Below are 13,611 nucleotides of genomic sequence, written 5' to 3'. Positions count from 1 at the left end.
GTTGTCAAAGGGGAGCGCGATCTTTCCCAGGGCTCCGAACTCAGCTTAACAAAAGGCCGGAGGACGGCCAATCCAGCGGTGTCGGCAGCTTTTGCGCCAATGGGTTTTCACGTAGATAGGAATTTATTCTTGACAGGGTGACGGCAGCTATGCTACATTTTTCCCTATGGTTCTGATTTGCGTCAATGATCCGCTGCCGAGGCGGGTTTTTACGTTTGATGAACCCCGCTGTCGAACCCGCTGCTCGCCTTGTACAACCCCTAGCCGAGGCAGCCGCGCGGGGTGTCTGACGAAGCGCCCTCTACGCCAACACCCCGGCAATCGCCGCGCCGACAAACGGCGCGATCAGCTGGAAGCTGTTGCTGGAGGCGCTGCTGCGGATTTCGACGGGGGCGGACATGGCTGGGGAGTGAAGCGGAAACGGGCGGAAGTGCCGAGAGGCGGAACCTACTCTGACGTTTAGCCTTCTACTTCTTCAAAGAACTCATCAATGTTTATGCAACGCACACCGACCTGCTCCGCCAGAACCTTAACTCTTGTAGTTGTGGATACAAATTCGCCAGTCACCACGGTCACGTCACAGCGAGAAGCAGTTGCCAACAACGAGATTTTATCCTGAACTTCTTCCGAATCTATATCAGGATAATTTTGCAATTGATCTGTAAATGCCGCAGCAATCCTATTGTCCGCGACCTTCTTCCTAAGAATCTTGAACTTGGCAATCTTCTCCTTTTCGTCGGGAAAGACGTTCAAAAAAACGTCTTTCGACGCACTCGTAAGACAAAGTTGTCCATCCTCGCAGCCGTCAATGACATCATGCTTTTCTTCTGTGCCCTCGGCCAAGGATCGCTCGAGAGCTTCGTCATCAAACAGATAACATCGGGGCGGATCGTCAGGTCCCTTCATACGACCGGACCTCCGAGAGCCGCTGTTTCGCTGCTCTAGATAAATCCGGCAAATATCCAGGCTTCAATCTGCTGGCCTTGTACACGGCCATCCCCGTCAGACCATTCTCCCGAAACCGATCCGGAACTAGTTGACCAAAAAGGAATCCGAAATAGGCCAACTTTACGAGGCCTTGATCAACACCCTCTTCGGAGCCGCCACCGCCGCCTGCGTCCTCTTCGCTTGGTAGATACCCGCTAAATTGTGACTTCCAAGTCTGCCAAAAACCGCTCTCGGCAAATCCACATTCGACAAGACGAATGACCACAGCTTCCAGACTCACCTTAAGCTTGTTTGAAAGCCATTTGATTGTTGCGTTTGACGTAAAAGAACCTCTGCGTCGTTGCAAAAGTTCTGACATCAAGTTTCTAGGCATGAGAATCGCGGCCGCAAAATTGTTGCAAAACCGCTCAATTCGGGTCGAAGGATCGTACGGATTCGACACGCCGTCTTCCTCTAAGAGCACATGCCCGAGCTCGTGCGCGAGCGTAAAAGTCCTAGAAGATTTCTGCTGTTTGTATGAATTAATCAGTACTACCGGCACATCTTCTTTTGACCCAAAAGTAAGGCCTTTGAATGCCTTCTCTTCGAACGAGTATACAAGAACACTTATACCTTTTTGCTCCACACGACTCCGAAAAAACATAAAGAACTTGTCGTGCGACGGGATATCGAGCTGGACTGAATCTTCAATGGCAAGGCTTTTTCGCCACCATTGAGCCTCAGTCTCAACATCCGAGTTTAAATTTAAGGATCGAGTGTTTTGAGATCGCCAGAGACTTCGCGTATCAGACACAGAAAGTAGAAGTCGTTGTATACCAGATGCAAATTCAATCGCGTCAAGAATCGGGCCTGGCTCTCCCTTATATCGAGGCATCCGGGCTCTAAAGTTAATTTCCTTAGATTTGCTAGGCGCAGACCTCCTCAGGAAGCTAAACTCTTTAACACGAAAAAACTTTGCAAGCCTTTTAAGCTCGGCGCTTTTCGGTTGTGCCTCGCCAACTTCCAGAGCATGGTATCTGTCGGCAGGGATATTGCTCAATCCGGCTACCTCATTAGCAGAATAGGCTAACTGAGTGCGCAGCGATCGTAAGACGGCTGGATTGAACTCAACAGATTCATAATTTGCCATGGTAATGATTATGCCTACAGTAGCAGAATATTCAAGTGTTATTCAGGTCGGATTTGGACTGAATTTGGCCGTCAGCTATGTGAATTTATTCGTGAATCCAGCCTTGTCTCGCTCCCAGCGGGATGTAGAACGCTTCAGTTGGTGGATAGAATCTCCTGAACGACTGGCGGAAATTGCCGGTAAGCATCTAGACCCTGCTGAATTTGAAGAAGCGCTTAGCCATTGGCTTCAAAAGGCAGATCGGATGAAACTTGCGATCGAAAAGCATCAGCGGGGACCTGTCTTTTTCGCACTTATAGCTGCCTTGGCTCTTTACGTGCTGATGTTATTTCCGGCTATCGAGCTGAGTATTTGGGACATCGCGGCCATGGTATTTACGTCGGTCGCCCCCGTTATCCTAGGGTCCGCATACCTTTGGCTTCGAACCAGCGAAGAACGAGTAGCGGAGAGAGACGCTTGTAATAAAGCCAATAGGCTTTTTATGGCTCACGGCTGACTGTCCATATGAGCTAGCCACGTATTGGGGCGCGAGTTGATCGCCTCTTCATGAGGCCGAGGCGACGGTAGGATGGATGGGCAAAAATCTCCACCGCGCAGCTTCAACGCCGCGCTGGCGGGGGACCCGCTGCCTCCGGCAGCTCCCCCGCTTTCGAAGCCTGTCATCGATCCACCGGATCGATGACTTGGCGCGCTATGCGCGCCAACCGGCTTCTCAATCCCCCATCTTCAAGGCCTGGATAAACGCCTCCTGCGGAATATCCACCTTGCCGAACTGCCGCATCCGCTTCTTGCCTTCTTTCTGCTTGTCCAGCAGCTTGCGCTTGCGCGAGACGTCGCCGCCGTAGCATTTGGCGGTCACGTCCTTGCGCAGCGCCGAGATGGTTTCCCGGGCGATGACCTTGCCGCCGATCGCGGCCTGGATCGGGATCTTGAACAGGTGGTTCGGGATCAGCTCCTTCAGCTTCTCGCACATCTGCCGGCCGCGCTTTTCCGCCGCCGTGCGGTGCACCAGCATGGAAAGCGCATCGACCGGCTCCTCATTGACCAGGATCGACATCTTCACCAGGTCGCCCTCGCGGTAGTCGGTCAGGTGATAGTCGAAGGAGGCGTAGCCCTTGGAGATCGACTTCAGCCGGTCGTAGAAATCGAAGACGACTTCGTTGAGCGGCAGGTCGTAGATCAGCATGGCGCGCTTGCCGACATAGGACAGGTCGGCCTGGATGCCGCGCCGGTCCTGGCAGAGTTTTAGAATCCCGCCGAGATAGTCGTCGGGGGTCAATATGGTGGCGCGGATCCACGGCTCCTCGATCGCCGAGATCTTCACCACGTCCGGCATGTCGGCCGGGTTGTGCAACTCCTTCATCGAGCCGTCGGTGAGAGCCAGCCGGTAGACGACGCTGGGCGCGGTGGCGATCAGGTCGAGGTTGAACTCGCGCTCCAGCCGCTCCTGGATGATTTCCAGATGCAGCAAGCCAAGGAAGCCGCAGCGATAGCCGAAGCCGAGCGCGGCGCTGGTTTCCATTTCAAAAGAGAAGCTGGCGTCGTTGAGGCGCAATTTGCCGACCGCGGCGCGGAGATCCTCGAAATCGGCGGCATCGACCGGGAACAGGCCGCAGAACACCACAGGCTGCGCCGGCTTGAAGCCGGGCAGCGCCTTGGCGGTGGCGCGCTTGTCCTCGGTGATGGTGTCGCCGACGCGGGTGTCGGCCACTTCCTTGATCGAGCCGGTGAAGAAGCCGAACTCGCCGGGGCCGAGCTCGTCGACATTGATGCGCGCCGGCGTGAACACGCCGGTGCGCTCGACCAGATATTTGGCGCCGGTGCCCATCATGCGGATGGTCTGGCCCTTCTTCAGCACGCCGTCGATGACGCGCACAAGCACGATGACGCCGAGATAGGCGTCGTACCAGGAGTCGACCAGCATCGCCTTCAGGGGCGCCGTGGCGTCGCCTTCACGCGGCGGCGGCAATTGGTGGACGATGGCCTCCAGGACGTCCGGAATGCCAAGGCCGGTCTTGGCCGAGATCAGCACGGCGTTGGAGGCGTCGATGCCGATCACCTCCTCGACCTGCTCGCGGATGCGCTCGGGCTCGGCGGCCGGCAGGTCGACCTTGTTCAGCACCACGACGATCTCGTGGTTGTTGTCGATCGCCTGGTAGACATTGGCCAGCGTCTGCGCCTCGACGCCCTGGGAGGCGTCGACCACCAGCAGCGAACCCTCGCAGGCGGCCAGCGACCGCGACACTTCATAGGCGAAGTCGACATGTCCGGGCGTGTCGATCAAATTGAGGATATAGTCCTCGCCATTGTTGGCGCGGTACTTCAGCCGCACCGTCTGCGCCTTGATGGTGATGCCGCGCTCGCGCTCGATGTCCATCGAGTCCAGCACCTGCTCCTTCATGTCGCGCAGCTCCAGCCCGCCGGTCAGCTGGATCAGCCTGTCGGCAAGCGTGGATTTGCCATGGTCGATATGGGCGACGATGGAGAAATTGCGGATGTGGTCGAGGGGCGTGCTCATGGCGCGCGTTTAGCAGGGGTGGCTTGCCCGAGCAAGCTGTGCGCCTTTGCCGGAGCAGGCAGCACGGGCACCTGTCGCTTTTTTCGCGCTTTTCGCGAAAAATCTATAAATTTTAACCAAGCCCGTTAGAGCATAATTTGCGAACGGGATGTTAGCGGAGGGAAATATCTGATGTAAGGACGAAGGCATGCGGGGGCTTGCAGGCAGTTTTATCGAGTCGCGGAGCGGCTCGTTCGCACCGATACTCATTCTTGCCATGATACCGTTGATCACCGCGATCGGCTTTTCCGTCGACTACACCTCCGCTGTCCAGACCAGGTCGACCGAGCAGGCGGCACTCGACGCCGCGATCCTGTCGATCACCACGATGGATACGGCCTCGACGAAGCCGCAGCGCCAGGTGGCGATGCAGGCTTCCTACGTGGCCAATGGTGGACAGGGCACCGCGACGCTGAACAGCTTCGACGTCAGCGCCAACGGCACCGCCACCGCGCAGGCCTCGGCAAGTTTCGCCATGCCGACCGTGTTCATGCAGATCGCCAGGATTCCTTCGGTGGCAGTCGGCGTTACGTCGGCGGTGAACAAGGCGCCGGCTTTGGTGGAGGCCACCTTCAAGGTCACCGGCGTGTCGGGCTACTGGAACAAGAAAATGACGCTCTACGGCACGATGTTCGGCGCCGCAGCGGGCAAGCCGCTGATGACGATCGACTATGCCTATGGCAAGACTGGCGATCCGAAAGGCTACGGCACCACGACCGTCAGCGTTCTCACCACCGATTCAGCCGGCAAGACGGTCACCACGGTGGCCCAGAAGCAGGTCTGCAAGCTCGTCGATTCCAGCACGCCCGCTGGCGCGGTGATCCTGACCGACGGGTTCCAGACGAAATATTACTGCGTCGATACGATGTATCCCGCCGATGGCGCCGGCGCGCAGATCAATGTCAGCCAGATGGCCGGCCTCTATCTGCAGATGGATGTGCCATCGGGCAACCCAAGCAAGCTCATGTCGAACGATCCGACCACGTCCAACAGGCTCTACAGCGGCCTCAAATCGGACCAGACGGGCGCTATCGACTACAACGAGATGGCGACCGGCCAGATCGTTGATATCTTCGGCCTCGTGCCTTGCGGCGCGACAGCCTACCAGGCCTGGGAAGACGGCGGCAACAAAGTCCCGGCGCCCGTCAGCAACGCCGACTTCTTCTACAACGTGACCGGCAAATGCGACTTCAACAAGCGGCCCAACAACACGCGGCTGACGCAGTAGATGCTGCTCCTCTTGCCTTCTCCCCTTGCGGGAGAAGGTGGATCGGCGCGTAGCGCCGAGACGGATGAGGGGTGCTGGACGGAGCGCAATAGCCGGCTAATCTAAGCCATGCCGCATCAACCTGTCCCGCCAGCCAAACGAAGCTTCGCCCGTTCGCTCCGGTGTGTAATGACGGAAGCGGAAGACCGGCTGTGGCATGAACTGCGCGACCGCAGGCTCGACCGGATAAAATTTCGGCGCCAGGTTCCCATTGGAAAGTACATTGCTGATTTCGTCTGCTTCGAAGCACGCTTGGTCGTCGAGATCGATGGCAGCCAGCATGCGGAGTTGGAGTCTGACAGCGTCCGCAAAACTCACCTGGAAGAGAAAGGCTTTCGCATTCTGCGCTTTTGGAACGATGACGTTCTGAAAGACATGAACGCCGTTTGCGATACCATCATCGCCTATGTACGGGATACCAGCCTACAGCCTTGGCGGTAGGGGCGCGTTCTTCCCTTCTCCCCCTGTGGGGAGAAGGTGGATCGGCGCGTAGCGCCGAGACGGATGAGGGGTGTTCCAGCGGAGTGAGACGTTGGCTTTCCCTGGAACACCCCTCATCCGTCGCCTGCGGCGACACCTTCTCCCACAGGGGGAGAAGGGAAGAACGCCTGCGGCCCGATCACAAACCGGTGAGCGCTGTAACGAAGGCGCCGACAGCGGCGAAGTGGGGATATCTGCGGTGCTTCCAGGCGCCGCCGCCCACGGAGCAAGCCGATGTCAGGGTCCAACACGTTCATCAAAATGCCCAGCCTCTCGGCGATTGCGCTGGCAGCGTCGCTCGGTGCGGCCGCCGCCCAGCCGCTCAGCGTGGTCGAGCTGTTCACCAGCCAGGGCTGCTCGTCCTGCCCGCCGGCCAATGCCAATCTGATCAAGGTCAAGGACCAGCCCGGTGTGCTGGCGCTGTCGTTCAACGTCACCTACTGGGACTATCTCGGCTGGAAGGATATTTTCGGAAAACAGGAATTCACCCGCCGCCAGGTCAGTTATGAGCCGGCGCTCGGTCATGACGGGCCGTTCACGCCGCAAGTGGTGGTCAACGGCCATGCCGATGTCGTCGGCGCCGCACCCGGCGAGATCGAAAAACTGATCTCGGTGAGCGGCCGGACGAGCGGCCCGGCATTGTCGCTCGATGGCGGCAAGATCAGCATCGGCGCCGGCGCCGCACCTGGCGGCCACGCCGATGTCTGGCTGGTGCGCTATGCCAAGGGCGTCGTCGAGGTGCCTGTGGCGCGCGGCGAAAATACCGGCCGCACCTTGCCGCACGCCAATGTCGTGCATGCGCTCGAAAACCTCGGCAGCTGGACCGGCGCGGCCGCGACGTATCCGCTGCCCGCCGCATCCGGCGGCCTGAGCACCGCCGTGCTCGTGCAGTCGCCCGGTGGCGGACCGATCCTGGCCGCCGCGACCGACTAGATCGCGCTTCGACAAGAGATTGCGCAACGCCGCATGGAGCGGCGCCGCATAGCACGGCCGTCAAGAGGACGCGCCTTCAACGACCGACCAACCCCAAGGAGATCATCATGACCACTTCCCGCCTGACGCTGCCGGCGCTCGCTCTCGCTCTGTGCTCGACGGCGCTGTTTGCCGGCGGCATCGCCCGTGCCGACGACGCGACCAATGCGATGAAACCGGCCGCGGATGCGATGAAGCCGGCCGCAGACGCCATGAAACCTGCAACGGATGCGATGAAGCCTGCCGACCCGATGGCCACCAATTCCATGAAGCCGGCGGCTGACGCCATGAAGCCGGCAACGGATGCGATGGCTCCGGCCAAGTAAAGGCGGTGCTGTTTCCGGCTTCGGTCCCGCGGGTCCGAAGCCGGATGCACGTGAAAGTGAGGCTTCGGCCGCAACTCGCCCGTCGCATGATCGTATCTTATCCAATAGACTCCACATGATGGACGTCACAGGAGCTCAAGCCATGACCGACATTCAAAAACCAGTCATCAGACAATCGTCGAACGTCTTCCGCAGCGCGCTCGCCGCTCTTGCGCTGGCCGCCGCTGGCGCCGCCTTCTGGCTGACGCCGGCGGTTTCGGCCGAGGACGCGGTGAAGATCCCGCCGCCGGCACTCGACGAGAAGGCGGCCACCGGCACTGAAAAGGCAATCTTCGCCGGCGGTTGTTTCTGGGGCGTGCAGGGCGTGTTCCAGCACGTCAAGGGCGTGACCAGGGCCGTCTCCGGCTACACCGGCGGCGACAAGGACACCGCCGTCTACGAGACGGTCGGCTCAGGCCGCACCGGGCATGCCGAATCCGTCGAGATCACCTACGATCCGTCGAAGGTGACCTACGGCCAGCTGCTGCAGGTCTATTTCTCGGTCGCCCACAACCCGACCCAGCTGAATTTCCAGGGTCCGGACTCCGGCACGCAGTACCGCTCGACGATCTTCGCCGAAAACGATGCCCAAAAGAAGATCGCGCAAAGCTACATCGCCCAGCTCGACCAGGCCAAGGTGTTCCCGGAGCCGATCGTCACCACGCTGGAAACCGGCAAGACCTTCTATCCGGCCGAGAACTATCATCAGGATTTCCTGACGCTGAACCCGACCTATCCCTACATCGTCTACAACGACCTGCCCAAGGTGGCGAACCTGAAGGCGCTGTTCCCGACGCTCTACAGCGAGAAACCGGTGCTGGTGCTGGCGGCAAGCAACTGAGAACGCGCAATCTCCCCCTCGCGGGGGGAGATTGCGCACTCAGCCGCCCCGCCTCTGCCGGCTACATGGCCTTCATCGCGTCACACGTCACAGTCGGGTTCATGTCGGCGAAGGTACCGGCCGGGTTCTTCTTCCAGGCCCAGACATGCAGTTCATAGAACGGGCCTAGACCGTAGCGGTTGGGCGCGCTGTCGAAATTGAACAGCTGCCCTTCCAGCGAAGCCGGACCTTTCGAGGTGATGTACTCGACGGCCACCAGCCTCAGCTTGCCGTTTGCCATCGGCTCGTACATCACCGCCTCGGGCTTGGCGAGTTCGACCGCATCGTCCTTCAGATAACCGGCATTGACATAGTGGATGCCCATGGCGCCGCCGGTGATGCCGCTGGCGCAAGGGATCGGCGCATAGCCCTCGGCCGTCGCCATCGCCACGTTCTCGAAGCGGCTGTTGGCTGCCCGCACCTTCTCGTCCAGCGCGCCAGCGTTGTGAGCATTGGCCGCCGTGGCCGCGATCGACAGGATCGACAGGTTGATGAGGTGTTTGGTCCACAGATGGATGTTCATGTTCTCTCCTCCTTGTTGATGGCGCGCGGGAGCAGCCGCTCCCGCTGCGACGTCGGATCTCGGCTGCACGCATCATTGGTACCGGGTGAAGTCCCAGTAGTGCGGCAGACCCTCGAGCTCCGGCAGGCCGATGTCGCGTCTCAGATAATCGTCCTGCGGAGGCAATCGACGCCGACTCTTGCGCAATGGCGCGAACAGCAGCGAGGCCAGCCGCCAGAAAGCCCGGCCCGGTAACGGGTCTCGTCCGACGGGTCTCGACGCCGCCGACGGCCCGCTGAACGATTCGTCAGGCACGCTGCCGTCGCCGCGAAGGGCAGTTTGATGCTCATCGATCGGGTCAACGGTAAAAGTAAGGGTCAAGAACCCGCACCTCCGTGATCTTGTCGACAGGCAGCGCGTTTTTCTGGGCCGTGCTGCGGATCGCTTCCGGCGAAGGCGCGTCATAGATGCAGAAGCTCTGCTTCTTGTCGGGCGAGACGAAGGACTGCACCCAGGTCACGCCTTTCTCCGCGTTGCGCATGATGACGCCGCCCAGCGCATCGGCGCCGGCATCGTTCACCGGCACGCTGAGGCCGTTGGGAAATGTACGTTCAACCACATAGCGAGGCATATCAGGTTCCTTTTTTACTGTTTCACGCCCGGTTTTGAGCGCGGAGGACATTGATCACGCTCGCCAGGGGCGCGCATCGGAACCTTTCCCTATGTTTCGTGGGACGATTCCCCATGTTAACGGCGTTCACTGCTGGAGCCACAAAGCCGATACCGGGCCGCGCTATCCTGCCTGACGAAAGCGGGGTGCGGCAGCGACCCGGATCACGAAAAGCGGACGATCATGCTTCTGGAACGGCAGACACAGCTGGAGCAGCTTGACGGACTTCTCGCCGAAGCCGCGCGTGGTCGCGGCAGCGTGGCGGCGTTGTCGGGCGAGGCCGGCGCCGGCAAGACCGCACTGGTCGAGGCCTTCGTCGCCGGCGCGGCCAAGGCTACGCGCATCTTGCGCAGCGCCTGCGAGGACCTGTCGATCCCCGATCCGCTCGGACCGCTCTATGACCTCGCCCGCGAGGCGCAATGGGCGATGCCGCAGGCGATCGACGCCAGGCAGGGTCAGCGGCTGCCACTGTTCTCCGGTGCCCTCGACGTGTTCGAGACAAGGACCCAGCCGACGCTTCTGGTAATCGAGGATCTGCATTGGGCGGACGACGCGACGCTCGATTTCGTCCGCTTTCTTGGCCGGCGCATCGCCAACACCCACATCCTGGTCCTGTTGACGGCGCGCACCGACCGCAGCGAAGGACAGGCGCGTGTGCGCCGGGCGCTGGGTGAAATTCCGTCGGGCAACGTTGCCCGTATCGACGTGCCGCTGTTGAGCGAGGCGGCCGTCCTGTCGCTCGCCAGCGCTGCCGGCCGCGATGGCGACGCCATCTACCGGGTCACCGCCGGCAATGCCTTCTTCGTCACCGAGCTCCTGTGCGCCGACAATGAGATGACGCCGCCGGCCAGCGTGCGGGACGCCGTTGTGGCGCGGGCCGAACGGCTGTCCGCCGGTGCCCGCTCGATGCTCGACGCGGTGTCGGTGTTTCCCAGGCGGGCCGATGCTTGGGCTCTGCAGGGCCTGTGCGGCGTCGCCAGCGCCGGACAGCTGGCAGAATGTGTGTCGAATGGGCTGCTCGACGATCTGGGCGATGGCTATGCCTTCCGCCATGAAATCGCACGCCGCGCCATCGAGATGATGCTGACGACAAGTTACAGGAGACTGTTCAACCAGCGCGCGCTGTCGGCGCTGCTTGAAAACGGCGGCGTCGCCACCGCACGCCTGGTCCATCACGCCGTGGAAGCGCACAATTTCGAGGCGGTGCGCGAATTCGCGCCGATCGCCGCGCGCGAGGCTTCGCGTGTCGGCGCCCATCGCGACGCCGCCGGCTACTATGAGGTCGCCTTGCGGCAGGCCGACACCTTGCCCGTGGAAGAACGCGCCGGACTTTACGAGCAGTATGCCTTCGAGTGTCACTTGATCGCCCGCATTGACGAGGCCATCAAGGCGCAGGAACAAGCCCGCGCGTTGCAAAAGGCGCTTGGCAACACGCTGAAGGAAGGCGACAGCCTCAGGTGGCTATCGCGCTTCGCCTATCTGTTGGGCGACCGCCCGGCAGCCGACCTGTTCGGCGCCCAGGCGGTCGCGTTGCTGGAGGCAGTTCCCGCCAGTGCCGAACTTGCCATGGCCTATTCGAACCTTTCGCAGCTGGCGATGCTGGCCGAGAGGCTCGACGAGACCCTGTCGCTGGGCGGCAGGGCGATCGAGCTTGCCGAGCAGCTGGACCGGCAGGATGTCGTTTGTCACGCGCTCAACAATGTCGGCGCCGCCGAGCAGTGGCTGGATCTGGCCAGCAGCCGGCTGCATCTCGCCCGCAGCCTTGAAATCGCGCTGGAGCAGAATTTTCAGGAGCACGCCGCGCGTGCCTTCACCAATTGCGCCTGTGGCGAGATCAACCAATTGGGCTACAGCCAGGCTCAATCCTTCCTCGATCGCGGCATCGACTATTGCGTCGACAACGATCTGGCGACTTGGCGTGACTATATGCGTGGGGTTCGGGCACAGTTGTTGTTGCGTCAGGGATACTGGAACGAAGCTGCCGCCGAGGCTCTGGATGTCATAAGCAATGACCAGGCGACGGCGCTGGTCCGCTATCCCGCTTTGGTGGCCCTGGTGAAACTGCGTCTTCGGCGCGGAGATCCTTCGGCCGAGCCGCTGCTGGCGGAAATGAATCGGTTCCTGGAAAGGGGAGCCGAATTGCAGCGGCTGTTGCCGTACGCCGCCATCGTCGCCGAGCAGGCATGGCTCGGCGAGGCGGAAATCGCCGAGGCGCTGCGGCTGATCGACCTTGCCGAGACCCTGTCGCCGACGCGGGCTATGTTTGCCGAACTGGCCAGCTGGCGCCAGATCCTCTCCGCCGGTAGCGACGCGGGGGATACGGCCGGCATGGCCGCGCCGTACCGAATGCTCCTGGCTGGCGACTGGCAAGGGGCGGCCGCGGTCTGGGCGGATCTCAACGCACCTTATGAACGTGCGCTCGCGCTCGCCCAGGGCGATGAGCCGGCGCAGCGTGCGGCACTCGAGATATTCGAGACCCTTGGAGCCAAGCCGGTTGCGAGCCATGTGCGCGAAATCATGCGGCGCAACGGCGTCATTCGCATCGCCCGGGGGCCGCGCCAGACCACGCGCGCCAACAGCGCCGGCCTGACCCAACGCCAGATGGAAGTGCTGCAACTGATCGAGCGCGGCTTCTCCAACAAGCGGATCGCAGAGCATCTGACCATTTCACCAAAAACCGTCGATCACCATGTCTCCGCGGTTCTGGGTAAGCTGGATGCCATCTCGCGTGGCGAGGCCACAGCTGCCGCGCGCGATTCCGGGCTGATCTGAAAGCAGCCCTTCCTGGGGAAAGCGCATGGCGCTTTTGCGTCAAAGAGGTGGAGCGGATCAATCGTAGGTCAGGTCGGTCGCCTTGCCGCCGAACACCCGGTAGGCATAGAAGGAATAGAAGATGATGATCGGCAGCACGACCACGGTGCCGGCCAGGATGATGGCTAGGCTTTCCGGTGCCGAGGCTGCCTGCCAGATGGTCAGGCGATCCGGCACCACGAACGGGTAGAACGACCAGGCGAGGCCGGCAAAGCCAAGCGCGAAGATGGCCGCCAGCGTCAGGAACGGCGTCAGTGAATGGCGGTCGTCGGGCTTCGGCAGATGGAAGGTCTGCCGCCACAGCCACAGGAACAGCAGTGCCGACAGGATCGGCAGCGGCGACAGATAGAGCATCTCCGGCCAGACGAACCATTTGTCGAAGATGCGCGGGCTGGCGAAGGGCGTCGCCAGCGACACTGCCGCCATGCCGAGCGCGGTCAGCACCAGCGTCGTGCGCAGCCAGCGCACCGCCTTCTTCTGCAGCTCGCCTTCGGTCTTGTAGATCACCCAGGCAGCGCCCATCGCCGCGTAGGCGGCGGCAAGGCAGAACGCCACCAGCACGCCGAACGCCATGCCGCCGAGGCCGACATCGAGGCCGAGCACATAGACACCCAGCATGTAGCCCTGCGCCAGCGAGGCGATGAGCGAACCCAGGAAGAAAATACGGTTCCAGCGATGCTTCCGGCCAGCTGGCACCTTGGCGCGGAAATCGAAGGCAACGCCGCGCAGGATCAGCCCGAGCAAAAGCACGAAGACCGGAATGTAGAGCGCCGTCAGGATGACGCCATGCGCCAGCGGGAAGGCGACCAGCAGCAGGCCGACGGCCAGCACCAGCCAGGTTTCGTTGGCGTCCCAGAACGGGCCGATCGCGGCGATCATCGTATCCTGTTCGGCGTCTTCGGCGGCGGCGAACAGGATGCCGATGCCGAGATCGAAACCGTCGAGAATGACGTAGATCAGGATGGCGAGGCCCATCAGGCCGGCGAAGATGAGGGGAAGCGCGGTTGGCCAGTCGAAGCTCATCTTCTTC

General features: G+C 61.2%; 14 protein-coding genes. 7 read left to right on the top strand and 7 right to left on the bottom strand.

The genetic code is table 11. The annotated features are described in order from the left end of the window. Positions 1-459: 459 nt before the first annotated feature. Positions 460-906, bottom strand: coding sequence for a hypothetical protein (locus A9K65_RS04310; protein WP_086081289.1), 447 nt, complete (start codon positions 904-906; stop codon positions 460-462). Beyond that, positions 893-2,077, bottom strand: coding sequence for an XRE family transcriptional regulator (locus A9K65_RS04305; protein ID WP_084015499.1), 1,185 nt, complete (start codon positions 2,075-2,077; stop codon positions 893-895). Before A9K65_RS04305 ends, A9K65_RS04310 begins: the two co-directional genes overlap by 14 nt. Before the next feature lie 10 nt (positions 2,078-2,087). Here A9K65_RS04305 and A9K65_RS35080 point away from each other — a divergent pair, with 10 nt between their 5' ends. Beyond that, positions 2,088-2,573: a hypothetical protein gene (locus tag A9K65_RS35080; protein ID WP_127385193.1), complete on the top strand. Its 486-nt coding sequence runs from the start codon at positions 2,088-2,090 to the stop codon at positions 2,571-2,573. A 216-nt stretch (positions 2,574-2,789) separates the two neighbouring features. On the opposite strand, the gene lepA is transcribed toward A9K65_RS35080, so the two are convergent. After that, positions 2,790-4,595: a translation elongation factor 4 gene (lepA, locus tag A9K65_RS04295; RefSeq protein ID WP_063169622.1), complete on the bottom strand. Its 1,806-nt coding sequence runs from the start codon at positions 4,593-4,595 to the stop codon at positions 2,790-2,792. A 187-nt stretch (positions 4,596-4,782) separates the two neighbouring features. On the opposite strand from lepA, the gene A9K65_RS04290 reads away from it, so the two are divergent. From A9K65_RS04290 to msrA, 5 genes are all read left to right on the top strand, one after another. Further along, entirely contained in the window at positions 4,783-5,862 is a 1,080-nt protein-coding gene (locus A9K65_RS04290; RefSeq protein WP_027161264.1) for a TadE/TadG family type IV pilus assembly protein, read from the top strand. 108 nt (positions 5,863-5,970) lie between these two features. Then, positions 5,971-6,342: an endonuclease domain-containing protein gene (locus tag A9K65_RS04285; protein WP_063173440.1), complete on the top strand. Its 372-nt coding sequence runs from the start codon at positions 5,971-5,973 to the stop codon at positions 6,340-6,342. Between the two features lie 273 nt (positions 6,343-6,615). Continuing rightward, positions 6,616-7,314 (top strand): DUF1223 domain-containing protein, encoded by a 699-nt coding sequence (locus A9K65_RS04280; RefSeq protein ID WP_064992693.1) that lies wholly within the window; start codon positions 6,616-6,618, stop codon positions 7,312-7,314. A 107-nt stretch (positions 7,315-7,421) separates the two neighbouring features. Then, positions 7,422-7,679 carry a hypothetical protein gene (locus A9K65_RS04275; RefSeq protein ID WP_064992694.1) on the top strand — a complete coding sequence of 86 codons (258 nt, stop codon included), beginning with the start codon at positions 7,422-7,424 and terminating at the stop codon, positions 7,677-7,679. Between the two features lie 142 nt (positions 7,680-7,821). Further along, positions 7,822-8,559, top strand: coding sequence for a peptide-methionine (S)-S-oxide reductase MsrA (msrA, locus tag A9K65_RS04270; RefSeq protein ID WP_064992695.1), 738 nt, complete (start codon positions 7,822-7,824; stop codon positions 8,557-8,559). 61 nt (positions 8,560-8,620) lie between these two features. Here msrA and A9K65_RS04265 read toward each other — a convergent pair whose 3' ends face one another. The 3 genes from A9K65_RS04265 to A9K65_RS04255 form a co-directional block, all read right to left on the bottom strand. Continuing rightward, on the bottom strand, positions 8,621-9,121 hold the full coding sequence (locus A9K65_RS04265) for a hypothetical protein (protein ID WP_064992696.1): 501 nt from the start codon (positions 9,119-9,121) through the stop codon (positions 8,621-8,623). Between the two features lie 72 nt (positions 9,122-9,193). Continuing rightward, entirely contained in the window at positions 9,194-9,481 is a 288-nt protein-coding gene (locus tag A9K65_RS04260) for a hypothetical protein (protein ID WP_082827512.1), read from the bottom strand. Then, positions 9,459-9,731 carry a DUF4242 domain-containing protein gene (locus tag A9K65_RS04255; RefSeq protein WP_013528685.1) on the bottom strand — a complete coding sequence of 91 codons (273 nt, stop codon included), beginning with the start codon at positions 9,729-9,731 and terminating at the stop codon, positions 9,459-9,461. The genes A9K65_RS04260 and A9K65_RS04255 overlap by 23 nt, the downstream gene beginning before the upstream one ends. A gap of 222 nt (positions 9,732-9,953) precedes the next feature. Between A9K65_RS04255 and A9K65_RS04250 the strand changes: the two genes are divergently transcribed. Then, positions 9,954-12,542, top strand: a complete 2,589-nt coding sequence (locus A9K65_RS04250; protein ID WP_064992697.1) for an AAA family ATPase — start codon at positions 9,954-9,956, stop codon at positions 12,540-12,542. A 57-nt stretch (positions 12,543-12,599) separates the two neighbouring features. On the opposite strand, the gene A9K65_RS04245 is transcribed toward A9K65_RS04250, so the two are convergent. Beyond that, positions 12,600-13,604 (bottom strand): cytochrome d ubiquinol oxidase subunit II, encoded by a 1,005-nt coding sequence (locus tag A9K65_RS04245; protein ID WP_013528683.1) that lies wholly within the window; start codon positions 13,602-13,604, stop codon positions 12,600-12,602. Positions 13,605-13,611: the final 7 nt, after the last annotated feature.

The sequence above is a fragment of the Mesorhizobium sp. WSM1497 genome (genome assembly GCF_001672455.2).
Classification (GTDB): domain Bacteria; phylum Pseudomonadota; class Alphaproteobacteria; order Rhizobiales; family Rhizobiaceae; genus Mesorhizobium; species Mesorhizobium ciceri.
The sequence above is the reverse complement of the archived record's forward strand: the minus strand, read 5'-3'. Positions and strand labels throughout refer to the sequence as shown.